20 protein-coding genes are annotated in these 21,887 nt (G+C 74.5%); 12 read left to right on the top strand and 8 right to left on the bottom strand.

The genetic code is table 11. From position 1 onward, the window contains the following. Positions 1–2 precede the first annotated feature (2 nt). Positions 3–677, top strand: a complete 675-nt coding sequence (gene ybiA, locus AC3EVP_RS33225; RefSeq protein ID WP_435136504.1) for a riboflavin biosynthesis intermediates N-glycosidase — start codon at positions 3–5, stop codon at positions 675–677. Continuing rightward, a complete protein-coding gene (locus AC3EVP_RS33220; protein WP_435136501.1) occupies positions 674–2,086 on the top strand; it encodes an FAD-dependent oxidoreductase in 1,413 nt (470 codons plus the stop codon). The genes ybiA and AC3EVP_RS33220 overlap by 4 nt, the downstream gene beginning before the upstream one ends. On the opposite strand, the gene AC3EVP_RS33215 is transcribed toward AC3EVP_RS33220, so the two are convergent. Beyond that, positions 2,070–2,915, bottom strand: coding sequence for a hypothetical protein (locus tag AC3EVP_RS33215; RefSeq protein WP_335976334.1), 846 nt, complete (start codon positions 2,913–2,915; stop codon positions 2,070–2,072). The two genes, AC3EVP_RS33220 and AC3EVP_RS33215, sit on opposite strands and share 17 nt — an antisense overlap. Positions 2,916–3,123: 208 nt before the next feature. Between AC3EVP_RS33215 and AC3EVP_RS33210 the strand changes: the two genes are divergently transcribed. Next, a complete protein-coding gene (locus AC3EVP_RS33210) occupies positions 3,124–3,531 on the top strand; it encodes a hypothetical protein (RefSeq protein ID WP_435136498.1) in 408 nt (135 codons plus the stop codon). On the opposite strand, the gene AC3EVP_RS33205 is transcribed toward AC3EVP_RS33210, so the two are convergent. Then, a complete protein-coding gene (locus tag AC3EVP_RS33205; RefSeq protein WP_435136495.1) occupies positions 3,518–4,126 on the bottom strand; it encodes a class I SAM-dependent methyltransferase in 609 nt (202 codons plus the stop codon). The two genes, AC3EVP_RS33210 and AC3EVP_RS33205, sit on opposite strands and share 14 nt — an antisense overlap. Positions 4,127–4,139: 13 nt before the next feature. Here AC3EVP_RS33205 and AC3EVP_RS33200 point away from each other — a divergent pair, with 13 nt between their 5' ends. The 3 genes from AC3EVP_RS33200 to AC3EVP_RS33190 all read left to right on the top strand — a co-directional run bounded on the left by AC3EVP_RS33200 (position 4,140) and on the right by AC3EVP_RS33190 (position 6,495). Continuing rightward, the gene (locus AC3EVP_RS33200) at positions 4,140–4,475 is read left to right on the top strand and encodes a YnfA family protein (protein ID WP_335976323.1); all 336 of its coding nucleotides are present in this window, start codon (positions 4,140–4,142) and stop codon (positions 4,473–4,475) included. A 119-nt stretch (positions 4,476–4,594) separates the two neighbouring features. Then, on the top strand, positions 4,595–4,999 hold the full coding sequence (locus AC3EVP_RS33195; RefSeq protein WP_335976321.1) for a roadblock/LC7 domain-containing protein: 405 nt from the start codon (positions 4,595–4,597) through the stop codon (positions 4,997–4,999). Between the two features lie 209 nt (positions 5,000–5,208). Beyond that, positions 5,209–6,495 carry a DUF6397 family protein gene (locus AC3EVP_RS33190; protein ID WP_435136490.1) on the top strand — a complete coding sequence of 429 codons (1,287 nt, stop codon included), beginning with the start codon at positions 5,209–5,211 and terminating at the stop codon, positions 6,493–6,495. Here the strand turns inward: AC3EVP_RS33190 and AC3EVP_RS33185 are convergent. Further along, entirely contained in the window at positions 6,402–8,915 is a 2,514-nt protein-coding gene (locus AC3EVP_RS33185) for a DEAD/DEAH box helicase (RefSeq protein WP_435136487.1), read from the bottom strand. The genes AC3EVP_RS33190 and AC3EVP_RS33185 overlap by 94 nt on opposite strands. A 133-nt stretch (positions 8,916–9,048) precedes the next feature. On the opposite strand from AC3EVP_RS33185, the gene AC3EVP_RS33180 reads away from it, so the two are divergent. Continuing rightward, positions 9,049–9,843, top strand: a complete 795-nt coding sequence (locus AC3EVP_RS33180) for a metal-dependent hydrolase (RefSeq protein WP_335976314.1) — start codon at positions 9,049–9,051, stop codon at positions 9,841–9,843. Between the two features lie 4 nt (positions 9,844–9,847). On the opposite strand, the gene AC3EVP_RS33175 is transcribed toward AC3EVP_RS33180, so the two are convergent. After that, complete coding sequence (locus AC3EVP_RS33175) at positions 9,848–11,110, bottom strand: MFS transporter (RefSeq protein WP_435136484.1); 1,263 nt, start codon at positions 11,108–11,110, stop codon at positions 9,848–9,850. A gap of 135 nt (positions 11,111–11,245) precedes the next feature. Between AC3EVP_RS33175 and AC3EVP_RS33170 the strand changes: the two genes are divergently transcribed. Then, positions 11,246–12,004 carry a hypothetical protein gene (locus AC3EVP_RS33170; RefSeq protein WP_435136481.1) on the top strand — a complete coding sequence of 253 codons (759 nt, stop codon included), beginning with the start codon at positions 11,246–11,248 and terminating at the stop codon, positions 12,002–12,004. On the opposite strand, the gene AC3EVP_RS33165 is transcribed toward AC3EVP_RS33170, so the two are convergent. Continuing rightward, complete coding sequence (locus AC3EVP_RS33165) at positions 11,919–12,890, bottom strand: LysR family transcriptional regulator (RefSeq protein ID WP_435136478.1); 972 nt, start codon at positions 12,888–12,890, stop codon at positions 11,919–11,921. The two genes, AC3EVP_RS33170 and AC3EVP_RS33165, sit on opposite strands and share 86 nt — an antisense overlap. 146 nt (positions 12,891–13,036) lie before the next feature. Here AC3EVP_RS33165 and AC3EVP_RS33160 point away from each other — a divergent pair, with 146 nt between their 5' ends. Continuing rightward, positions 13,037–14,008 (top strand): NADP-dependent oxidoreductase, encoded by a 972-nt coding sequence (locus tag AC3EVP_RS33160; protein WP_435136475.1) that lies wholly within the window; start codon positions 13,037–13,039, stop codon positions 14,006–14,008. 32 nt (positions 14,009–14,040) lie between these two features. On the opposite strand, the gene AC3EVP_RS33155 is transcribed toward AC3EVP_RS33160, so the two are convergent. Together AC3EVP_RS33155 and AC3EVP_RS33150 are read right to left on the bottom strand one after the other, a co-directional pair. Next, complete coding sequence (locus AC3EVP_RS33155; RefSeq protein WP_435136472.1) at positions 14,041–15,825, bottom strand: ABC transporter ATP-binding protein; 1,785 nt, start codon at positions 15,823–15,825, stop codon at positions 14,041–14,043. Continuing rightward, entirely contained in the window at positions 15,822–17,756 is a 1,935-nt protein-coding gene (locus AC3EVP_RS33150) for an ABC transporter transmembrane domain-containing protein (protein WP_435136469.1), read from the bottom strand. The genes AC3EVP_RS33155 and AC3EVP_RS33150 overlap by 4 nt, the downstream gene beginning before the upstream one ends. A 308-nt stretch (positions 17,757–18,064) precedes the next feature. Between AC3EVP_RS33150 and mscL the strand changes: the two genes are divergently transcribed. Continuing rightward, on the top strand, positions 18,065–18,529 hold the full coding sequence (gene mscL / locus AC3EVP_RS33145; RefSeq protein ID WP_335976300.1) for a large conductance mechanosensitive channel protein MscL: 465 nt from the start codon (positions 18,065–18,067) through the stop codon (positions 18,527–18,529). Between the two features lie 167 nt (positions 18,530–18,696). Here mscL and AC3EVP_RS33140 read toward each other — a convergent pair whose 3' ends face one another. After that, the gene (locus tag AC3EVP_RS33140; protein WP_435136465.1) at positions 18,697–19,293 is read right to left on the bottom strand and encodes a MarR family winged helix-turn-helix transcriptional regulator; all 597 of its coding nucleotides are present in this window, start codon (positions 19,291–19,293) and stop codon (positions 18,697–18,699) included. Between the two features lie 140 nt (positions 19,294–19,433). Here AC3EVP_RS33140 and AC3EVP_RS33135 point away from each other — a divergent pair, with 140 nt between their 5' ends. Both AC3EVP_RS33135 and AC3EVP_RS33130 read left to right on the top strand, forming a co-directional pair. Beyond that, on the top strand, positions 19,434–21,338 hold the full coding sequence (locus tag AC3EVP_RS33135; RefSeq protein WP_435136462.1) for an ABC transporter ATP-binding protein: 1,905 nt from the start codon (positions 19,434–19,436) through the stop codon (positions 21,336–21,338). Between the two features lie 101 nt (positions 21,339–21,439). Beyond that, on the top strand, positions 21,440–21,832 hold the full coding sequence (locus AC3EVP_RS33130) for a DoxX family protein (protein WP_435136459.1): 393 nt from the start codon (positions 21,440–21,442) through the stop codon (positions 21,830–21,832). The last annotated feature ends 55 nt before the right edge of the window (positions 21,833–21,887 follow it).

Here is a 21,887-nt window from a genome sequence, read left to right as displayed (position 1 = left end):
TCATGCCGGCAGACACCCCCGCAGCCGCCGCGTCCTCCGCCGGGACACCCGGCGCCGACGCTGCCGCCGTCCGCTCGGTCCCGGACCTCGCCGCCCTGGTGGCCGCCGGCACCCGCGTGAAGTACCTGCACTTCTGGGGTCACCGCCCGCAGCGCGACGGAAGTGTCGGCGCGGGCTGCCTCAGCCAGTGGTGGCCGGCTCCCTTCACGGTCGACGGCGTCACCTACGCGACCGCCGAGCACTGGATGATGGCGGGCAAGGCCCGGCTGTTCGGTGACGAGGACGCCGAGCGCCGCGCGGTGGCCGCCGGCCACCCCAAGCAGGCGAAGAGCGCGGGCCGCTCGGTCCGCGGCTTCGACGAGGCGGTCTGGCAGCACGAACGCTTCGGCCTGGTCGTGGCGGGCAGCGTGCACAAGTTCGCCCAGCACCCCGACCTGCGCGCCTATCTGCTCGGCACCGCGCGCCGCGTCCTGGTGGAGGCCAGCCCGCTGGACCGGGTCTGGGGCATCGGCCTGGCCGCCGACGACGAGCGGGCCGAGCGCCCCGACGCCTGGCGCGGCCTGAACCTGCTCGGCTTCGCCCTCATGGAGGCGCGGGACCGGCTCGCCGCCCAGACACCAGGACGCGCAGCGGACACCGCACCCCGCCCCGCACTCCAGGAGCACACCGCCTCATGACCGAGCGCCTCGTCGTCGTCGGCGGCGACGCCACCGGCATGTCCGCCGCCTCCCGGGCCCGGCGCCGCAGGCCCGCCGACGGCCTGGAGATCGTCGCCTTCGAGCGCGGGCAGCACGTGTCCTACAGCGCCTGCGGCATCCCCTACTGGATCGCCGGGGACACCAGCGGCCCCGACGCCCTCGTCGCCCGTACCGCCGCCGAACACCGCGACCGCGGTATCGACGTGCGCCTGGGCACCGAGGTGACCCGGATCGACCCCGAGGGCGGCCGCGTCCTGGTGCGCGACCCCGACGGCCACGAGAGCTGGACCGGCTACGACCACCTGGTGCTCGGCACCGGCGCGGTGCCCGTACGGCCACCGATCCCCGGCATCGACGCCCCCGGTGTCTTCGGGGTGCAGACCCTGGACGACGGCGAGGCCGTCCTGCGCGGCCTGGACCGTACCGGCGTCCGGCGGGCCGTGGTGGTCGGCGGCGGCTACATCGGCGTCGAGATGGCCGAGGCGATGCTGCGGCACGGCCTGGAAGTCACCCTCGTGGACCGCAACCCGCAGCCGATGACCACCCTGGACCCCGACATGGGACGCCTGGTGCGCGAGGCGCTCGAAGGGCTCGGCGTCACCGTGGTCTCCGGCGCGGCTGCCCGCGAGGTGCTCACCGACGCCGAAGGGCGCGCCCGCGCCGTCGCCACCGACGACGCGGAACACCCCGCCGACCTCGTCGTCCTCGGCCTGGGCGTCCGGCCGAACACCTCCCTCGCCCGCGACGCCGGACTCCCGCTCGGCACACACGGCGGGCTGCTCACCGACCGTTCGATGCGGGTGCGCGGCACCGACCGGATCTGGGCCGGCGGCGACTGCGTCGAAGTGCTCAACCTCGTCTCCCGCGCCTGGCAGCACATCGCCCTGGGCACCCACGCCAACAAGCACGGCCGGATCATCGGCACCAACATCGGCGGCGGCTACGCCACCTTCCCCGGCGTGGTCGGCACCGCCGTCAGCAAGGTGTGCGACGTGGAGATCGCCCGGACCGGCCTGAAGGAGTCGCAGGCCAGGGCCGCCGGCCTGGACTTCGTCACCGCGGTCATCGAGTCCACCAGCCGCGCCGGGTACTACCCCCACGCGGCCCCGATGACCGTGAAGGTGCTCGCCGAACGCGGCACCGGGCGGCTGCTCGGGATGCAGATGGTCGGCCGGGAAGGCGCCGCGAAGCGGGTGGACATCGGCGCGGTCGCGCTCACCGCGGGGATGACCGTCGGGCAGATGGTCGACCTCGACCTCGGCTACGCCCCGCCCTTCTCCCCGGTCTGGGACCCCGTGCTGGTCGCAGCCCGCAAGGCCGCGGAGGCGGTGGCCGCCGACATCGTACGAACGGCGCCCGCCGCCCGGGACGTCACGAAGCCGGGCTGACCTCGGCCGCGGCGAGCCGGCTGAGCGCTTCCAGCAGCGGTGGCAGTGCGGCGCCGCGGCCCACCGGCAGGACCTCGCCGGGCTCCTCGTCGAGCAGTACGAACGCCATGTCGTCGGTCCGGGCCACCAGGCTCCAGCCCGGACCGTCGGCGCGGACCGCTCCGTACGCGGTCCGGACCCGGCCGGGCGGAGGTGGCTCGCGGGTGTACGCCTCGGCGCTCTCCAGGGCGCGGCGGACACCGTCGTGCGAGATGGCGCCGAGAGCGGCCCTAGGATCGGCGGACGCCGCCGGGGACGCCGGGCTGTCGTCGCCGCGGGCTCCTTGCGGTCCTGCGGCGGCCGGGCCGACCTGGTCGCGCCACTCCAGCCACCTGACCGCTATCTCGTCGGCCCCCAGCCGCCGTTGCGGCGGCCCCCACACCGACGTGTCGGGCGGCGCGAGAACCGGTCCGGCATCCGGCGCACCGTCAGGGTCGTGCGGCTCGGGCACCCCGGGCGCCGAGACCGCGACCGGCAGCGGCCAGCCCGGCAGGGACGCGACCATGGTGCTCTCGTCCGGCGCCAGTTCGTAGGCGAGCCCGCAGTCCCACGCGGCCAGCGCGCACGCGACCATCGCGGCATCGCTGGTCACCACCGTCCAGCGGGCCCCGGCGGAGTCCTGTCCGAACACCAGGCCGTAGCCGCCGGCCAGCGGTTCGAGCCCCAACCCTGCGCAGGCCGCGGGATAGTCGTCGCCCAGCACACCGGGAAAGCCGCCGGGCGTCAGCATCGCCGCCGTCAGCACGAGGAGCGCGTCCTCCTCAGGCGTGTCCTGCGCGTTGCCGCCCATCCCCAACCTCCCTGTCGCCACACGGGTCCGCCGCACCCTAACCAGCCGGTAACCTCCGCGTCGAGTAGTGCGGAGTGAGGAATCCGTGCAGGTGGTGCGCTCGCGCGCCGCATCGCCCCCGCCGGTCAGGAGCCGCGCGGCCCGCGGTACGCCGCGCCTGCCGCAAATCACTGGCGGGGCGGCGCCGTTGCCTTCTACGATCCCGCGCATGTCCGGTATCAGGCGCTCCCACTTCGTCTGCGTGTCCTGCCGCGCCTCATGGAAGAAGCAGACGGGACGGGTGGACCGCGGCGACGTCTGCCCGCGCTGCGCCGGGCCGCTCGTCGACGCGGGGATTCAACTCGCGGTGCCGCGCAAGCGGGACACGGCCGGTTGGCGCGCCCTGGAAGCGGTGCTGGCCGCCGGGCTGCGCTTCAACCCGTCCTGTATCGGCTGCATGGACGGTCCCGGCTACCGCCCGCGCACCCCGCGGGAGGTCAGGGAGCGGCTCGCCCACGCAGCGGCGACCGGTGTGCCCGTGGCGGAGGCGCTCGCCTGCCAGGACCCGACCCACAGCGACCTACGCCCCGGGCCGGGGGCGCGCCGTGCGGGCGCCGGCCGGCTCAGGACTTCCTGACCGCCAGGGCCAGATAGCGGACGGCGGAGTCGTCGAGGCTCCTCAGCTCCCAGCCGCTTTCGTCCAGCAGCCGTCCGAGCTGCGGCTGCGCGCGGATGTCGTCGGGCGACAGCGCGTGCCCGTGGCGGGCGGCCAGCGCGGCCCGGCCGCAGGGGTAGAAGAGCGCCAGGCGGCCGCCGGTCCTGGTGACACGGGCCAGTTCGCGCAGACCGGCACCCGGGTCGGGCAGGTGGTGCACCAGGCCCGAGGCGAGTACGGCGTCGAAGGCGCCGGATCTCAGCGGCAGTCGGGCGCAGTCCGCCTCCACCAGGGCGCCCTGGGCCCGGCGGCCCAGTGCGGCCGCCTCCCGCAGCATCTCGGGCGTCAGGTCGACCCCCACCACGACGCCTCCGGGCCCGACCGCGTCCCGCAGGTGCGGCAGCGCCCGCGCCGTACCGCACCCCGCGTCGAGCGCCGACCGGCCCGCACCCAGCTCCAAGGCGGCGACCGCGGCCGCGAACGCCGGGCCGTCGTCGGGGAAGCGCTCCTCCCAGCCAGCGGCCCGCGCCGCGAAGAACTCCCGCACCCCGCCCCGTCCGCGCCCTGTTCCGGCCATGCATCATGTTCGCATGATCACGCTGCGTTCCGTCGCCCTGTTCCTGCTCGCCGCGGTGCTCGAGATCGGTGGCGCGTGGCTGATCTGGCAGGGCTTGCGCGAGCACCGCGGAATCGGCTGGATCGCCGCGGGTGTCCTCTCCCTCGGCTGCTACGGATTCGTCGCGACCCTCCAGCCGAGCGCCGACTTCGGACGCATCCTCGCGGCTTACGGCGGGGTGTTCGTCGCGGGATCGCTGGTGTGGGGCATGATCCTCGACGGCTACCGGCCGGACCGCTTCGACGTGATCGGCGCGGCGGTGTGCCTCGTCGGCGTCGGCGTGATCATGTACGCCCCGCGCGGTGGCTGATTCCCGCCGTCCGCGGGCGTGCGAACGGCCGTCCGAACGCCGTCGGCGCGAAGGTGGGGCTTGCCCTCGCGCGCCGGGCGTACCAGGCTGCGTAGCGCAGCGGAGACGGGAGGCAGGCGATGACGGTGGGCAACGGGCTCGCATGGCTGCTCGATGACCTGACCAAGCGGGTGCCGCACGTGCAGCACGCGCTCGTGCTGTCCAACGACGGCCTGGTCACGGGGGCCAGTGGCGACCTCGACCGGCCGACCGCCGAGCACCTGGCCGCTGTGTCATCGGGTTTCCACAGCCTCGCCAAGGGCGCCGGCCGGCAGTTCGGCACCGGCGGGGTGCGGCAGACCATGATCGAGTTCGAGGAGGGCTTCCTCTTCGTCACCGCGGCGGGCGACGGCAGCTGCCTGTCCGTGCTCAGCGGGATGGACGCGGACATCGGCCAGGTCGCGTACGAGATGACGCGGCTGGTGCGCCGGGTCGGCGAGCATCTCGGCGTGGCGCCGCGGCAGTCCGGCACCGCGCACGCGTGAACGGCCAGGCCCTCCCGCCCGGCCCGGCCCGAGCGCGCCGGGCTCGCCCTCGCCGACCGGGCGAGTTGTCCTGGCCGGAGCGCTTGAACCGGTCCTGAACTGCGGTTTCCTGCGGTTCTCGGAGTTGTCCACAGGCGCTCCGCGGGGGGTTTCCGTTCCGCGCTAGTTTGGTCACTGTCAGTGATCGAACTTCGCGGAAGGTGATGGACATGGGTGTGACGCAGGAGCGGCAGCAGCGGTTCGAGACGCAGCGGCCGACGGGACAGGCGGGTGCGGCAAGGGCACGGCGGGCGGCGCGCCCGGCGCAGGACCGGCTCGCCGTGGACGGGCCGCCCGCGGTGGCGGACGGCTCCTTGATGACGCTCGCGCGAGCCCGCGACGCGCTGGGCCTGGACTATGACGAGTTCGAGCTCGCCGTGCAGATCGGCGAGGTCTCCACGGTCGTGTGCGGGACGCACAGTTGGAAGGTGAAATCGGAGGAGGTGGACCGGCTCCTGGCGGAGGAGGGCCATCCCCTGCCGCTGCTCGACCGGGTCCGGCTGGTCGGCAGCGCCGAGGCGGCCAGAGAACTCGGGGTGGGCCGGGAGCGGTTCGTCCGGCTGGCCAGAGCCGGGCACATCCGTCCGGTCCGCTGGTATGTGAACAGGTACCGCGCGCTGGTGTGGATGTATCTGGCCCGGGATCTTCCGGTGCTCGCCGAGCAGTTCCCTGAGCTGCTCAAAGGCCCGCTGCCCGAGGAGCTACGGGCCGCGGTGGCCGAAGGCGGGGACGAACGGGCCCGCGGCTGGCGCTCCCGCCGCGTCACCCAGCTGCTGCGCGACGCGTCCGACGCGTGGGACGAGGCGGCGGTCTGGTCGGCGCTGCTCGGGCCGGAGCTGGTCGACAGCGCGGTTCCCGACCCCTACGAACGGGCGCATCTGCGCAAGTTGCGCGCGGCCCTGCCGCCCGGCCGGCCCGGCATGGCCACACCCGAGCAGATCAAGGCGATCGCCACGGCCGACCACCCGGACGAGGTCGCACCGGCCCTCGTGGCGCTCGCGGACGCGCTCGGTCGGGCCAGGAACGCGCGCCCCGCGCCGGGGCGGGCCGTCGGGGCCGCGGCCGGACTCGTCGCCGGGCTCGCCCCGTTGCCGGCGGCGCCGCCCCCGTCCCAGCCGGTGCCGTCGTCCGTGCCGCCGGCATCCGTCACGCCACCGCCGGCGCTGCCGGCGCCGGGGCGCCCTGCCGCCGCAGCTGGACCGAAGACAGCGGGGCCGAAGACAGCGGGGCCGAAGACCGCCGAGCCGGAGGCGGCAGCGGCCACGCCGGGCCTGCGCGGGCTGCTGCGGCTGCTCGGGCGCAGGCAGCGGTCAGCGGGCGCGGGCGCGGACCCCGGCCGATGTGGCACCGACCGGGGCAGAACTCACAGCTCGCCGACGTCGGTGACCCGGACCACCGCGCGGCCCTCCTCGTCGGAAGCCGCGAGGTCCACCTCGGCCGAAATGCCCCAGCCGTGATCGCCGTTCGGGTCGGCGAAGGTCTGGCGGACCCGCCACAGGCCGTGCTCCGGCTGCTCCTCGATGAGCAGGAGCTTCGGACCGCGCGCGTCCGGTCCGGTGCCGAGGTCGTCGTACTCCTCCCAGTAGGCGTCCATGGCGTCGGCCCAGGCGTCGGCGTCCCACCCGGAGTCGGCGTCGAGTTCGCCGAGCTGGTCGTACTTCTCCAGCGCGGCCAGCTCGACACGGCGGAAGAGGGCGTTGCGGACCAGCACCCGGAAGGCGCGCGCGTTGGCGGTCACCGGCTTGACCTGATCGGCGCGCTCGGCGGCCTCCTCGGCGCTCTCCTCCTCGGGGTTGGCCAGCTGCTCCCACTCGTCGAGGAGGCTGGAGTCGACCTGCCGCACCAGCTCGCCGAGCCAGGCCGTCAGGTCCTGGAAGTCCTCCGACTTCAGGTCGTCGGGCACCGTGTGGTCCAGCGCCTTGTATGCGCCCGCCAGGTAGCGCAGCACGATGCCCTCGGTCCTGGCCAGCTCGTAGTAGGAGACGAACTCCGAGAAGGTCATGGCCCGCTCGTACATGTCGCGGATCACGGACTTCGGCGACAGCGGATGGTCGCCGACCCACGGGTGGCTCTTGCGGTACACGCCGTAGGCGTGCAGCAGCAGCTCCTCCAGCGGCTTGGGGTAGGAGACGTCCTGGACGCGCTCCATCCGCTCCTCGTACTCGACCCCGTCGGCCTTCATCTCCGCGATCGCCTCGCCGCGCGCCTTGTTCTGCTGGGCGGCGAGGATCTGGCGGGGGTCGTCGAGAGTGGACTCCACGACGGAGACCATGTCGAGGGCGTAGGAGGGGGAGTCGGGGTCGAGGAGTTCGAAGGAGGCCAGCGCGAAGGTGGACAGCGGCTGGTTGAGCGCGAAGTCCTGCTGGAGGTCCACGGTGAGGCGGACGATCCGGCCCTCGGCGTCGGGCTGGTCGAGCCGCTCCACCACACCGCCGTCCAGCAGCGACCGGTAGATCGCGATGGCCCGCCGGATGTGGCGCAACTGGGACCTGCGGTCCTCGTGGTTGTCCTCCAGCAGCCGACGCATCGCCTCGAACGCGTTGCCCGGCCGGGCGATCACCGACAGCAGCATCGCGTGGGTCACCCGGAAGCGGGAGGTCAGCGCCTCCGGCTCGGACGCGATCAGCTTCTCGAAGGTGTTCTGCCCCCAGCCGACGAAGCCCTCGGGCGCCTTCTTGCGCACCACCTTGCGGCGCTTCTTCGGGTCGTCGCCGGCCTTGGCGAGCGCCTTCTCGTTCTCGATCACGTACTCGGGCGCCTGCGCCACCACGAACCCGGCGGTGTCGAAGCCGGCCCGGCCGGCGCGCCCGGCGATCTGGTGGAACTCCCGGGCCCGCAGCACCCGCACCCGCTGCCCGTCGTACTTGGTCAGTGCGGTGAACAGCACCGTGCGGATGGGCACGTTGACCCCGACACCGAGGGTGTCGGTGCCGCAGATCACCTTCAGCAGCCCGGCCTGCGCCAGCTTCTCCACCAGCCGGCGGTACTTCGGCAGCATCCCGGCGTGGTGCACCCCGATGCCGTGCCGCACGTAGCGGGAGAGGTTGCGGCCGAAGGCGGTGGTGAAGCGGAAGTTGCCGATCAGGTCGGCGATGGCGTCCTTCTCCGCCCGCGTGCACATGTTGATGCTCATCAGCGCCTGCGCCCGCTCCACCGCCGCGGCCTGCGTGAAGTGCACGATGTACACCGGCGACTGACGGGTCTCCAGCAGTTCGGTGAGGGTCTCGGTCAGCGGGGTGGTGCGGTATTCGTAGCTGAGCGGCACCGGCCGGGTCGCGGAGCGGACCACCGCGGTGGGCCGCCCCGTGCGCCGGGTGAGGTCCTCCTCGAACCGCGACACGTCGCCGAGCGTCGCCGACATCAGCACGAACTGCGCCTGCGGCAGTTCCAGCAGCGGGATCTGCCAGGCCCAGCCGCGGTCCGGCTCGGCGTAGAAGTGGAACTCGTCCATGACGACCTGGCCCACGTCGGCGTTCCGGCCGTCGCGCAACGCGATCGAGGCCAGCACCTCCGCGGTGCAGCAGATCACCGGCGCGTCCGGGTTGACCGAGGCGTCGCCGGTGAGCATGCCGACGTTCTCGGTGCCGAACATCTTGCACAGGTCGAAGAACTTCTCCGAGACCAGCGCCTTGATCGGCGCGGTGTAGAAGGTGACCTCGTCGCGGGCGAGCGCGGCGAAGTGGGCACCGGCCGCCACCAGGCTCTTCCCGGAGCCGGTGGGGGTGGACAGGATCACGTTCGCGCCCGAGACCACCTCGATCAGCGCCTCCTCCTGGGCCGGGTAGAGCGTGATGCCCTGCCCCTCGGCCCACGTCGAGAACGCTTCGAAGAGGGCATCGGGGTCGGCGTTGGAAGGGAGCTGATCGATAAGGGTCACCCCTCCATCTTGCCCGTCCGAGCGGCCGAGGGCGGAACCGGCGGTGAGAGCGATGATCACCACCGGTAGTGTGTGGCGTCGACCACACGTCAACTCCGCCCGCGGGCGGCCGAATCGGGGGTACCGCAGCACCATGATGGGACCAGCACACTCGCTGTCGGGAGCGGCGGCCTGGTTGGCGGTCGGCGCCATCTCGGCCGGCCTCGGCGATCCGATGCCGTGGCCGACCGTCGTGGTCGGTGCGCTGATCTGTGCCGGTGCGGCGCTCGCGCCGGACCTGGACCACCAGGCAGCGACGATCTCCCGCGCCTTCGGCCCGCTGTCCCATGTGGCCTGCAAAGTCATCGACGCGCTGTCCCACCTCGCCTACCGGACGACCCGGAAGAGCGGCGACCCCCGACGGGCCGGCGGCCACCGCACGTTGACCCACACCTGGCTGTGGGCGGCGATCCTCGGGGTCGGCTTCTCGGCACTGGCCGTCTACGGCGGCCGGTGGGCGGTGCTGGCGATCCTCTTCGTGCACATGGTGCTCGCCGTGGACGGCCTGCTGTGGCGGCAGGCCCGCACCTCCAGCCACATCCTGGTGTGGCTGCTCGGTGCGACCAGCGCCTGGATGCTCGCGGACGTGCTGGACGATCCGGGCCAGGGCAAGGCATGGCTGTTCACCCAGCCCGGCCAGCACTACATGTGGATCGGTATGCCGATCGTGCTCGGCGCCCTGGTGCACTGCGTCGGTGATGCCATCACGGTCTCCGGGTGCCCGATCCTGTGGCCGATACCGATCGGCCGCCGCCGCTGGCACCCGCTGGGCCCGCCGAAGTTCATGCGGTTCCGCGCCGGGAGTTGGGTGGAGCTGAAGATCCTCACGCCGGTGTTCTTCGTCGCGGGCGGCGTCTGCGCCGTCGGCGCCCTGGGGTTCGTCGGCTGACGGCTCAGCCCTCCTTCGCCCGCTCGGCCGGGCGGCCGCGGCCCGCCCGCACCGGCTGCCGCGGCCGGGCGCCGCGCACCGCGGGCACAGCGAGCACCGCGGCCACCGCCGCGACCTGCCACACCGGCCCGAAACCCAGCACCCGCGCGGAGCCGAGGAGCGCGGCGGCCGGGCCGGCTGCGGCCAGGCCGATCGGGCCGAGGACATAGGCCCCGAACGAGCCGTAGGCGCTCACCCGGGCGAGGACCTCCGGCGGCACACCGCCCTGTACCCCGGCCAGGTAGAGCGTGGTGCAGAACGCCGAGCCCACGCCGCCCAGGAAGGCCGCGGCGCAGACCCAGCCGAGGGGAAGTCCGGCGGCGAGGGTGGCCGGTGGCAGCGACCAGCCCAGCGAGGCGGCCGTCCCCACGAGCAGGGGGCGGCGCGGGCGGCGGCCGAGCAGGGCGAGGCCGCCGGCCACCGCCCCGGCCCCGTAGCCGGCCATCACCAGCCCCCAGGCCGCGGAGCCGCCGAGCCGCTGCTGGGCGACGACGGGGCCGAGGACCAGGAACGGCGCCCAGACGAAGAGGTTCATCAGGCCCATGTGCACCGTCGTCACCCACAGCCAGATACGGGAGCGGAAGGCCGTCCAGCCGCTTCGCAGGTCGGCGGCGAAGGACGAGCGGCGGGCGGCGGGCCGGACCGTGCGCGGGAGCAGCAGGAGCGCCGCGACGCTCACGGCGTAGCTGGCGGAGTCCAGTGCGATCACGCTGGACGGGCCGCTGACGGCGGTCAGCACCCCGGCGAGCGCGGGCCCGGCGATGGAGGTCGCCGAGGCGGCCGTGCCGAGCAGGGCGTTGGCGTCGGAGAGCGACGCGGTGCCGGCGAGGTGGGGGACGAGGGCGTTGAGCGCCGGGTTGAACAGCGCCTCGGCCACGCCCCAGAGGCCGACGAGGGTGACGAGTGCCCACAGCGGTGGCCGGGAGCCGAGGAGCACCGCGGCGAGGGCGCCTTGGGTGAGGCAGCGCACCGTGTCGGCGGTCAGCATCACCTGCCGGCTGCCGAGCCGGTCCGCGAGGACGCCGCCGGCCAGGAGCACCAGGACGAGCGGCGCGATCCGGGCGCTGAGGACCAGGCCGAGTTCGGTGCCCCCGCCGCCGGTGGTGAGGATCGCGAAGGCGAGCGCGACGGAAGCGGTCGAGGAGCCGAGGAGGGAGGTGGCGTAGCCGATGAAGAAGCGGCGGAAGTCCCGTTCGCGCAGCAGGGAGAGACCGGAGGGGAGAGGCATGGGCGCAGCGTGCAGGGCGCGTGCGGCGACACGCCAGATCGGGTGACGAAAAAAGCTGAGCCGAGGTGAGTCAAGTTATGCTCTGCCTGGAGCATTCCGAAGTGCGTTTACTGCGATGGGCTCAACGGGGGCGATATGAGTCGGCCGGTGGAGTACGCGGTGGCCGTGGAACGGTTCGTCGCCGCGGCGGAATTGGGGGCGGGCTCCCGGCGGGTCTACCGGATCGCCCTCGCCACCTGGGCCTGGTCGCTGGTGGACAAGGCCCCGCCGGTGGGGGAGGGGCGCAGGGGCGCCACACCGCCGACGGTGCCGCTCGGCCTGCTCGACGCCCCGCGGACCGCAGAGCGGCTGCGGGAGGCGTTCCGCGCGCGGGCCGGGGCGGTCGGGGCGCGCACCGCCAACCGCGAGCTGTCGATCCTGGCCGCGGCGCTGAACTGGTGGCGCGAGCAGGGGTGGTTGACGGGCGACCCGCTGTCCGGCGTGAGCCGCCTGCCGACGTCGGCCGCCCGGCAGCCGGAACCGCGGCTCGACGCCGGCCAGGTCCGCGCTGTCCTCGGTCTGCCCGTCCCCTTGCGGGAGAAGGCCTTCTGGCACCTGCTCCATGAGTCCGGGGCGAGCATCGAGCGGGTCCTCGCCCTCGACATCGGCGACCTGGACCTGGCCGGCCGCCGAAGCCGCGGGCGGGCCGCACTGCACTGGGGCGAGGGTGCGGCCGCGCTGCTCCCGCTGCTCACCCTGGGCCGGCTGGACGGGCCGCTCTTCGTGACCGGGCGGGGGCGGCTGTCCTACCGCCGCGCCGCGGAGGTCTTCACCGCGGCGACCCGGCCGCTCGACCCGCAGGGGCGCGGGTGGACGCTGCGGCGGCTGGCGTCCGCGGCCGGGCCGCGGGCGTAGGGACGGGCGTGGGGGCGGGCGCGGAGTCGGGGCCGGGCGCGCCCATCCCGAGGGCGGCCGCGGCGGAGGCCGCCGCCCGCACCAGCGCGGCCACCCCGCGGCTGCGGGAGTGCTCCGGCCAGGCGATGACCAAAGTGGCGGGCGGGCAGTCCGCGAGGGGCACGTAGGAGACAGCCTGCCGCGGGTAGCGCGCGGCGACCGACCGGGGCAGCACGGTCGTCGTGGCACCGAGGCCGACGAGGGCGAGGAGCTGCGCGAGGTCGTGGACGCCCTGCGCGGCGATGTCGCGTTCGGCCCGGTCGTCGACCTCGTCGGGGCCGATGCCGAGGTCGGCCAGGCGCACGGCGGCGGCACCGGCGAGCGGATGACCCGCGGGCAGCGCGGCCACACGGGGTTCGCGCGCCACGACATCCGCGTCGATGCCGCTGGAGTCGTACGGCTCGAACATCAGGGCGGCGTCGGCCTCGCCGGTCCGCAGCAGCCGGGTGCGCTCGCGCCAGCCGCACAGCCGTACGGCGACCGGTTCGGCACCGGGCTCCTCGGCGACCGCGGCGAGGAGGTGTTCCAGCAGCCCGCCGTCGGCGTCGGCCTTGACGGCGAGCAGCAGCCGGCGGTCCGCGGTCCCGGCGCGCACGGCGCGCCGGGCGGCCGCGTCGAGCGCTTCGAGTGCGGGCCGCACCTGGCTGAGCAGCACCTCGCCGGGCTCGGTCAGGGCCACCACCCGGGTCGTGCGCTCGAACAGCCGCACCCCGAGGTCGGCCTCCAGGCCCCGGATCGCCCGTGACAGCGCGGGGGCGGCGATGCCGAGCCGCTCGGCGGCGCGGGTGAAGTTGCGTTCCTCCGCCACGGCGACGAAGTACCGCAAGGGTCGGGACTCCACGGGCATGGCCCCATTATGACCCGCCCGGTCGAATGATTGTTGCCCGCTGGGTCACAGTCGGTGCCGAGCTGGTCGTTCTGCCGTGGCCGCCGCGCCCGCAGACTGGGGAGCGCCGCAGGGCGTACGTCCCTCGGCGGAACGGAGCAGGACCCATGCGCGCAGTCGGCATCGAGCGCTTCGGCGACACCCCGGAACTCAGGGAGGTGCCCGAACCCGAGCCCGGCCCCGGCCAGTTGCGGGTCGCCGTCAAGGCCGCGGCCACCAACCCGCTGGACCTGGCGATCGCCTCGGGGGCACTCGCGGAGGCCGGCGCCTACCGCTTCCCGCTCACGCTCGGCATGGACGGCGCGGGCACGGTCACCGCGGTCGGCGCGGGCGTCACCGGCTTCCGGGTCGGGGAGCGCGTCTTCGGGCAGTTCTGGAGCAGCCCCTTCCAGTTCGGCACCTTCGCGGATGTCTGCGTCGTCCAGGAGGCACCCGCGCTCGGCGCGCTCGCCGCCGTACCCGACGAGCTGCCCGGCCACCTGGCCGCCGCGCTGCCGACCGCCGCCATGACCGCGCTCGGCGTCATCGAGCAGGCACAGCTGCCCGCGGGGGGCACCCTGGTCGTCATCGGCGCCACCGGAGGCGTGGGGACGTTCGCGGTGCAGGCAGCCGCGGCCCGCGGCCTCCGCGTCGTCGCCACCGCCTCCACCGCCTCGGGCGGGCGCGCCGACCGGCTGCGGGAACTGGGCGCCGACACAGTGCTGGCCGGTGGCGGACAGCCGCTCGACCAGGCGCTGCGCGACCTCGCGCCCGACGGGGTGGACGCGGTCCTGGACGCCGTCGGCGACCGCGCCCTGGCCGGCAGCGCGGCCGGCGCCGTACGGGACGGCGGCGCCCTGATCTCGATCGCCTTCGGGCTGGACGAACGCGCACAGGCCGACCAGCGCATCCGCGCCGCGAACTACCGCCTCGACCACAAGCCCGAACTCCTCGCCCAGGTCGCACACCTGGCCGCCGCAGGCACCCTGCGGCCCGTCATCGGCGCCGAGGTCCCGCTGGAGGACGCCCCGCGGGCCCTCACCGGCGCCGTCCCCTTCACCGGCGGCCTGCGCGGCAAGGTCGTCGTCCGGGTGGGCTGAACGCGCCGCCCGCGGCAGGCACCCGGGCCTCCTCACCCGTGCCAGGACCGCCACAGCGCCGCGTAAGCCCCCTCCGCCGCCACCAGTTGGTGGTGGCTGCCCAGCTCGCTGATCCGGCCGTCCTCGACCACCGCGATCACGTCCGCGTCGTGCGCGGTGTGCAGGCGGTGCGCGATGGCCACCACGGTACGGCCGGCCAGCACCCGGGACAGCGAGCGTTCCAGGTGCCGGGCGGCCCGCGGGTCGAGCAGGGAGGTCGCCTCGTCGAGCACCAGGGTGTGCGGGTCGGCCAGCACCAGCCGGGCCAGCGCGAGTTGCTGCGCCTGCGCCGGGGTCAGGGCGGCGCCGCCGGAGCCGACCTCGGTGTCCAGCCCGTCCGCCAGCGCGGCCGCCCACCCTCGCGCGTCCACGGCGGCCAGCGCGTCCCACAGCTCGCCGTCGCCGGCCGCCGGGCGGGCCAGCCGCAGGTTGTCGCGCAGGCTGCCGACGAAGACGTGGTGCTCCTGGTTGACCAGCGCGACGTGCTCCCGGACCCGCTCGGCGGGCATCCGGGCCAGCGCGGCACCGCCGAGGGTGACCTCGCCGGTCCGCGGCGCGTAGAGCCCGGCCAGCAGCCGCCCGAGCGTGGACTTGCCCGCGCCCGACGGCCCGACCAGCGCCAGCCGGGTGCCGGGCGGCACGTCGAGCGACACGCCGTGCAGCACGTCGGTGTCCTCGGTGTAGCCGAACCGGACCTGGTCCGCGGTCATGGTCCGGCCGTCCGGCACCAGTGCGCCGTCGCCCTCCTCGACCTCCACCTCGCGCACACCCACCAGCCGCGCCAGCGACGCCTGCGCGGTCTGCAACTCGTCGTACCAGCGCAGCATCATGCCGATCGGGTCGACCAGCATCTGCGCGTACATCGCGCCGGTGGTCAGCGCGCCCACCGCCAGCCAGCCGTGCAGCGCGAAGCCGCCGCCGATCAGCAGCACGGCGGTGAGGATCAGCACGTGCGTCATCGTGACCGCGGGGAACAGCACGCTGCGCAGCCACAGGGTGTACCGGCTCCAGTCGATCCAGTTCCGCAGCCGGGCCCGGGACAGCTCCTCGCGCCGCCCACCCAGGCCGTGTGCCTCGATGGTGCGGCCGGCGTCCACGGTCTCCGCGAGCGCGGCGGCCACCGCCGCGTAGCCGGCCACCTCCGCGCGGTAGGCGCGCGGCGCCCGCCGGAAGTACCAGCGGCAGCCGACGGCCAACAGCGGCATCGCCACCACCACGGCCAGCGCCAGCGGCGGGGCGGTCACCACCAGCGCGCCGAGCAGCAGCAGCGCCCACACCACCGCGACGGCCAGCTGCGGCACGGCCTCGCGCATCGCCTCCGACAGCCGGTCGACGTCGGTGGTGATCCGCGACAGCAGATCGCCGGTGCCGGCCCGCTCCAGCACGCCCGGGGGCAGCGAGACCGCACGCACCAGGAAGTCCTCGCGCAGGTCGGCGAGCATGCGCTCGCCCAGCACCGCCCCGCGCAGCCGCACCTGCCGCACGAACCACGCCTGCACCGCCAGCGCGGCCAGGAACAGGCAGACGGTACGCGTCAGATGGATGTCGCGGTGGCCGTCGGCCAGGTCCTGCACCAGGTCGCCCAGCAGGAACGGGCCGACCATCGACGCCACGACCGCGACGGTGTTGACGCCGAGCAGCAGCGCGAACTTGCCGCGGTGCCGCCCGACCAGCTCCCGGACGTAGCCGCGCACCGTGGCGGACGAGCCGACCGGCAGCGTGGCGTTGTTCGCGACCGGCGCCGAGGGGTCGTGCTCCGGCGGTCGTACGCCGATCATGCGAGGTCCTCCTTCGTCGACATGTCGCCACGGGCACCGGCCGCCTCGGCCGCCGCCACCGCTTCGTCCGCAACCGTCCCGTCCATCGCCGCTCCGTTCGCCGCGGTCCCGTTCGCCGCGGTCCCGTTCACCACCGCGTCGTCCTCCTCGCGGGTCACCACGGACCGGTACAGCGGCGTCGTCCGCAGCAGTTCGTGGTGGCCGCCGGCGGCCAGCGCGGTGCCGTCGTGGACGAACACCACCCGGTCGGCGCGGTCCAGGACCAGCGGGCTGGAGGTGAGGACCACGGTGGTGCGCCCGGCCCGGATCTCCCGCAGCCCGTGCGCGATCCGCGCCTCGGTGTGCGCGTCGACCGCCGAGGTCGGCTCGTCGAGCACCAGCACCCCGGGGTCGGCCATCAGCGAGCGGGCCAGCGCGAGCCGCTGCCGCTGCCCGCCGGACAGCGACCGGCCGCGCTCGATGATCCGCGCCCGCATCGCGTCCCCGGACGCCGCGTCGGCGCCGGCCAGCGACCGCACCAGCGCGTCGAGGACGTCGCCGCACTGCGCGGCGGCCAGCGCCGCCTGCGCGGCCACCCGGCCCGAGGCGGGCACGTCGAGCAGTTCGGCCAGCGTGCCCGACAGCAGCACCGGGTCCTTGTCGTGGACGAGCACCGCCGAGCGGGCCGCCGCCAGCGGTACGGCGTCCAGCGCCCGCCCGCCCAGCAGCACCGACGGGTCGCCCTCGACGGCGGCGGGGCTGTGCCCGCCCAGCCGGTCGGCGAGCCGGCCGGCGGCGTCCGGGTCCCCGCACACCACGGCCGTGAGCAGCCCGGCGGGGGCGAGCAGCCCGGTCGCCGGGTCGTACAGGTCGCCCGCGAGCGCGGCCTCGTCCAGGGCCTGCCCGGCACCTGCCCCGCCCGCCCCCGCCGCGCCTGCCATACCCGCCACGTCGGTACGCCGCAGCGCCAGCACCCGCGCGGCCCGCTTCGCCGACGGCCGCGAGAACGACCACGCCATGGCGATCTCCTCGAAGTGCTGGAGCGGGAACAGCAGGAAGGACACCGAGCCGTACACCGTGACCAGCTGGCCGACCGAGATCTGCCCGTCCAGCGCGAGCCGCGCCCCGTACCAGGCGACACCGACCAGCAGCAGCCCCGGCAGCGCGACCTGGACGGCCGCGATGGTGGCCCACATCCGGGCGCTGTGCACCGCGGCCTGCCGCACCTCCTGCGACGTACGGCGGTAGCGCTCCAGGAACAGCTCCTCGCCGCCGATCCCGCGCAGCACCCGCAGCCCGGCCACGGTGTCGGCGGCCAGCTCCGTCGCCCGGCCGCCCTTCTCCCGCTGGAGGTCGGCCCGGCGGGTGGCCGCGGGCAGCAGCGGCAGCACCGACAGCGCCAGCACCGGCACGCACGCGGCGACCACGACCCCGAGCTTCGGCTCGTAGACCACCAGCGCCACGGCCACGCCGACGGTCGCCAGCAGCGCCGAGGTGAAGCGGGCCAGCGCCTCGACGAACCAGCCGATCTTCTCGACATCGCCGGTGCTGACCGCCACCACCTCGCCCGCCGCGACCCGGCGGGTCAGGACCGCGCCCAACTCGACCGCCTTGGCCGCCAGGAGCTGCTGCACCTTGGTGGAGGCGCTGATCCAGTTGGTGACCGCGGTGCGGTGCAGCATCGTGTCGCCGAGCGCGGTGAGCATGCCGAGGACGAGCACCGCGACACCGGCCAGCACCAGCCGGGTGCCCGAGCGGTCCACCACCGCCTGCACGGCCACGCCGACCACGGCCGGGAAGCAGGCCAGCGGCCCCATGCGCAGCAGGCCCCACGCGGCGGCGGCCACCTGGCCGCGCCACTGGCCCAACTCCAGCCAGATCAGCAGCCGGCGGCCGGAACGGGTGTCGGGACGGCCGGGATCGGCGAAGGGGAGGGCGGTGAGGGACGGCATGATGTCCTGAGGTGGGTGCGTGGCTGCGGGCAGGGGTCAGCGCCCGGACCCGGCTGGGCCCGGGGCGGAGCGGACGTCCCACGGCCCCCTCGCCGCATTCCGGGCGATCCCCCGCGATCCCCCGCGATCGGGCCGGAAGCCGCCGTGGACCGTGTAAGACTCCCTGCGCACCGGCCGCCGGGTCAAATGGATTTCACGGAACAAGATCACTCGTGTGGGTGACCTCCACCACACCGACTTTGCGGTGCGATGGCTGGAAACGGCACACTGTGTGGCTCCACATCTTGGTTACTGAGGAGACCCCCCACATGAAGGGCTTTCGGGCATTTCTGCTGCGCGGCAACGTCGTCGACCTGGCGGTCGGTATCGTCGTCGGTGCCGCTTTCACCGCGCTGGTGAACGGTTTCGTCGGAGCGTTCCTGACGCCGATCGTCGGCCTGGTCAGCGGTGCCACCGGTGATTTCAGCCACCGCAGCTTCCACGCGGAGGGCGTCACCTTCCCGTACGGCGTGTTCATCAACGCGCTGATCAGCTTCGTCATCGTGGCGGCGGTGATCTACTTCCTGGTCGTGCTGCCGATGAACCGCATGCAGGAGAAGTTCTTCCCGAAGGCCGCGGCCGCGCCGATGCGCGAGTGCCCGGAGTGCCTGACCGCGATCCCCGTCGCCGCCAAGCGCTGTAGCGCCTGCACCGCGGTGCTCGCCCCGTCCGTGCCGGCCCAGGGCGGCGAGAGCGAGGCCGCGAGCGACGGAGCGGTCGACATCTCGAAGTAGAAGTCCTCGCAGGAGAAGGACAGGAGAAGGAGGGGTCCACGAGGCCCGGGGTCCCCTCCCCGGTCCTCCCCGGCTCCGGGTGAACGGCGCGCCGCACGGACGAGTGGCGCGCCGCAGCCTTTTCCGCCCTACCCCCGTCGGCGCCCTCGTCCCCCCGCGCGGCCGCGCTACTCCCGCGGCCCGCCGCCCTTCGCGCGCCCCTTCGGCCCGCCGCCGGGCCCCCCGCCGGGCCCGCCGTGGCCCCCGTGCGCTCCATGCGCCCCGTGCGCCCCGCGCCCCTGCGGCTGCCCCTCCCCGAGCGTGTCCAGCAGCGCCGACAGCGCCGCCCGCTTCTCCTCGTCCAGCGGTGCCAGCAGTTCGGCGGCCGCGGCCCGGCGCACCGCCCGCAGCTCGGACAGCGCCCGCGCGCCCTCGTCCCGCAGTTCGATCCTGATCACCCGCCGGTTGTGCGGGTCGGGCACCCGCCGCACCATCTCCCGCTCCTCCAGCGCGTCCACGAGCGTGGTCACCGCGCGCGGCACCACGTCGAGCTGCTGTGCGAGGTCGGCCATCCGCGGCGGCGCCTCGCAGTGCGCGAGCGCGCGCAGCAGCCGGGACTGCGCCGGAGTGATGCCCAGCGGCTCCATCAGCCGCCGCTGCGCGCGGTGCAGCCACCGGCTCAGCGTCAGCAGCTGGTCGGCGAGGCGTCCGGTGGTCTCCTCGGCGCCGCCGGGCGCCGGGCGGGACCGGCTCTCCTCGGTGGCCGCGGTGGTGGGGGAATCCATGGCCTCAGGCTATCAGGATGAACCTCATTGTGAGTATAGGTAACAATGACCTACACTCCCTTTGTCCACGCGTCCCGGGCCACCCGACGCCCCGGACGCGCACCCCGACCCGGAGGAGCCCTTTGCGTCCCCAGAACACCGTGTCCGACCGATGGACACCACCGAAAGGCAAGCCCGTCACCCGCGCGGACGTCGACGTCCGCCGCATCCTGCGCCTGTTCCGCCCCTACCGCGCCCGGCTCGTCGTCGTGGGGCTGCTGGTCGCCCTGTCGTCCCTGGTCTCGGTCGCGTCGCCGTTCCTGCTGCGTGCGATCCTCGACACGGCCATCCCGCAGGGCCGCAGCGGACTGCTCGCCCTGCTCGCGCTGGGCATGATCGCCACCGCCGTCGCCAACGGCGTCTTCGGCGTGCTCCAGACCCTGATCTCCACCACGGTCGGCCAGCGCGTCATGCACGACCTGCGCACCGCCGTCTACGAGCGGCTCCAGCGGATGTCGCTCGCCTTCTTCACCCGCACCCGCACCGGCGAGGTGCAGTCCCGGATCGCCAACGACATCGGCGGCATGCAGGCCACCGTCACGTCCACCGCGACCTCGCTGGTCTCCAACCTCACCTCGGTGGTCGCCGCGGTGGTGGCGATGGTCGCCCTGGACTGGCGGCTGACGATCGTCTCGCTGCTCCTGCTGCCGGTCTTCGTCTGGATCTCCCGCAAGGTCGGCCGCGAGCGCAAGAAGATCGCCACCAAGCGGCAGAAGCAGATGGCCACGATGTCCGCCATCGTCACCGAGTCGCTGTCGGTCAGCGGCATCCTGCTCGGCCGCACCATGGGCCGCACCGACTCGCTCACCCGCGACTTCTCCACCGAGTCCGAGCGCCTGGTCGACCTCGAGGTGCGGTCGAACATGCAGGGCCGCTGGCGGATGGCCGTGATCGGCATCGTGATGTCCGCGATGCCCGCGCTGCTGTACTGGGCGGCCGGCCTCACCGGAGGCGGCGGCCCCGGCTCCTCGATCTCCATCGGCACCCTGGTCGCGTTCGTCTCCCTCCAGCAGGGCATGTTCCGCCCGACGGTCTCGCTGCTGGCCACCGGCGTGGAGGTGCAGACCTCGCTCGCGCTCTTCCAGCGCATCTTCGAGTACCTCGACCTGCCCGTGGACATCACCGAGCGGCCCGACCCGGTCCGCATCGAGCGGGTCCGCGGCGACATCCGCTTCGAGGACGTCGACTTCGCCTACGAGGCCGCGGACGGCGGCCGCGCCGAACCCACCCTGCGCGGCATCGACCTCGCCATCCCCGCCGGCGGCAGCCTCGCCGTGGTCGGCGCGACCGGCTCCGGCAAGAGCACCCTCAGCTACCTGGTGCCCCGCCTGTACGACGTGACCGGCGGCCGGGTCACCATCGACGGCACCGACGTGCGCGACCTCAGCTTCGACACCCTGGCCGCCGCGGTCGGCGTGGTCTCCCAGGAGACCTACCTCTTCCACGCCTCCGTCGCGGAGAACCTGCGCTTCGCCAAGCCCGACGCGACCGACGCCGAGATCGAGGCGGCCGCCCGCGCCGCGCAGATCCACGACCACATCGCCGGCCTGCCCGACGGGTACGACACCCTCGTCGGCGAACGCGGCTACCGCTTCTCCGGCGGCGAGAAGCAGCGCCTGGCCATCGCCCGCACCATCCTGCGCGACCCGCCGGTGCTCGTCCTCGACGAGGCCACCAGCGCGCTGGACACCCGCACCGAGGCCGCCGTCCAGGACGCGATCGACGCGCTCTCGGCCGGCCGGACCACCATCACCATCGCGCACCGGCTCTCCACGATCCGCGACGCGGACCAGATCGCCGTGCTCGACGCCGGCCGCGTCGTGGAACGCGGCACCCACGACGAACTCCTCGCCCTCGACGGCCGGTACGCCGCCCTCAGCCGCCGCGGCGCCGACCACCCGGACGCGGCAGCAGCCGAGGCCGCCGCCGAGGGAACCGCGGCAGCCGCCGTGACCGCGGCGACCGGGCCGGCGACCGCGCTCGCACCCGCGGCCACCCCGCGCTGAGCGCCGGCGCGGGGGCCGTACGGGGCTTGCCGGCGCCACCTTACTCACGGGTAAGGTGGGCCTCGGGCGGGAGCCGCCCGCCAGTCGGAGGAGGCCGCCCCGTGTCCGTACGCCCCGCATCCCTGCGCCCGGCCCCGCTGCTCGCGGGGCTGCTGGCCACCGCCGGCGCCCTGCACTTCCTGGTGCCCGCGCCCTTCGACGGCATCGTGCCCACTGCCCTGCCGGGCCGCCCGCGCGACTGGACCCGGGCCAGCGGCGCCGCCGAACTCGCGCTCGCCGCCGCCGTCGCCCTGCCGGCCACCCGCCGCACCGGCGGCCTGCTGGCCGCCGGCTTCTTCGCCGCGGTCTTCCCCGCCAACGTCAAGATGGCCTACGACTGGCGGCACCGTCCCGCCCCGCTCAAGGCCGCCGCCTACGCCCGGCTCCCGCTCCAGGCGCCGCTGGTGATGTGGGCGCTGAAGGTCAGCCGCTCGGCGGCGTCCGGATCGCGCTGACACGGATCGCGCTGACACGGATCGCGCTGACACGGATCACTGCGATCACTCCGAC

Source organism: Actinacidiphila sp. bgisy144, assembly GCF_057708105.1.
Note: the sequence above shows the minus strand (reverse complement) of the source record. Positions and strands in the feature narration are given on the sequence as shown.

What these genes read in the sequence shown, in the direction of transcription:
- ybiA (WP_435136504.1), top strand. Translation starts at nt 3, where the DNA reads ATGCCGGCAGACACCCCCGCAGCCGCCGCGTCCTCCGCCGGGACACCC.
- AC3EVP_RS33220 (WP_435136501.1), top strand. Translation starts at nt 674, where the DNA reads ATGACCGAGCGCCTCGTCGTCGTCGGCGGCGACGCCACCGGCATGTCC.
- AC3EVP_RS33215 (WP_335976334.1), bottom strand. Translation starts at nt 2,915, where the DNA reads ATGGGCGGCAACGCGCAGGACACGCCTGAGGAGGACGCGCTCCTCGTG.
- AC3EVP_RS33210 (WP_435136498.1), top strand. Translation starts at nt 3,124, where the DNA reads ATGTCCGGTATCAGGCGCTCCCACTTCGTCTGCGTGTCCTGCCGCGCC.
- AC3EVP_RS33205 (WP_435136495.1), bottom strand. Translation starts at nt 4,126, where the DNA reads ATGGCCGGAACAGGGCGCGGACGGGGCGGGGTGCGGGAGTTCTTCGCG.
- AC3EVP_RS33200 (WP_335976323.1), top strand. Translation starts at nt 4,140, where the DNA reads ATGATCACGCTGCGTTCCGTCGCCCTGTTCCTGCTCGCCGCGGTGCTC.
- AC3EVP_RS33195 (WP_335976321.1), top strand. Translation starts at nt 4,595, where the DNA reads ATGACGGTGGGCAACGGGCTCGCATGGCTGCTCGATGACCTGACCAAG.
- AC3EVP_RS33190 (WP_435136490.1), top strand. Translation starts at nt 5,209, where the DNA reads ATGGGTGTGACGCAGGAGCGGCAGCAGCGGTTCGAGACGCAGCGGCCG.
- AC3EVP_RS33180 (WP_335976314.1), top strand. Translation starts at nt 9,049, where the DNA reads ATGATGGGACCAGCACACTCGCTGTCGGGAGCGGCGGCCTGGTTGGCG.
- AC3EVP_RS33175 (WP_435136484.1), bottom strand. Translation starts at nt 11,110, where the DNA reads ATGCCTCTCCCCTCCGGTCTCTCCCTGCTGCGCGAACGGGACTTCCGC.
- AC3EVP_RS33170 (WP_435136481.1), top strand. Translation starts at nt 11,246, where the DNA reads ATGAGTCGGCCGGTGGAGTACGCGGTGGCCGTGGAACGGTTCGTCGCC.
- AC3EVP_RS33165 (WP_435136478.1), bottom strand. Translation starts at nt 12,890, where the DNA reads ATGCCCGTGGAGTCCCGACCCTTGCGGTACTTCGTCGCCGTGGCGGAG.
- AC3EVP_RS33160 (WP_435136475.1), top strand. Translation starts at nt 13,037, where the DNA reads ATGCGCGCAGTCGGCATCGAGCGCTTCGGCGACACCCCGGAACTCAGG.
- AC3EVP_RS33155 (WP_435136472.1), bottom strand. Translation starts at nt 15,825, where the DNA reads ATGATCGGCGTACGACCGCCGGAGCACGACCCCTCGGCGCCGGTCGCG.
- AC3EVP_RS33150 (WP_435136469.1), bottom strand. Translation starts at nt 17,756, where the DNA reads ATGCCGTCCCTCACCGCCCTCCCCTTCGCCGATCCCGGCCGTCCCGAC.
- mscL (WP_335976300.1), top strand. Translation starts at nt 18,065, where the DNA reads ATGAAGGGCTTTCGGGCATTTCTGCTGCGCGGCAACGTCGTCGACCTG.
- AC3EVP_RS33140 (WP_435136465.1), bottom strand. Translation starts at nt 19,293, where the DNA reads ATGGATTCCCCCACCACCGCGGCCACCGAGGAGAGCCGGTCCCGCCCG.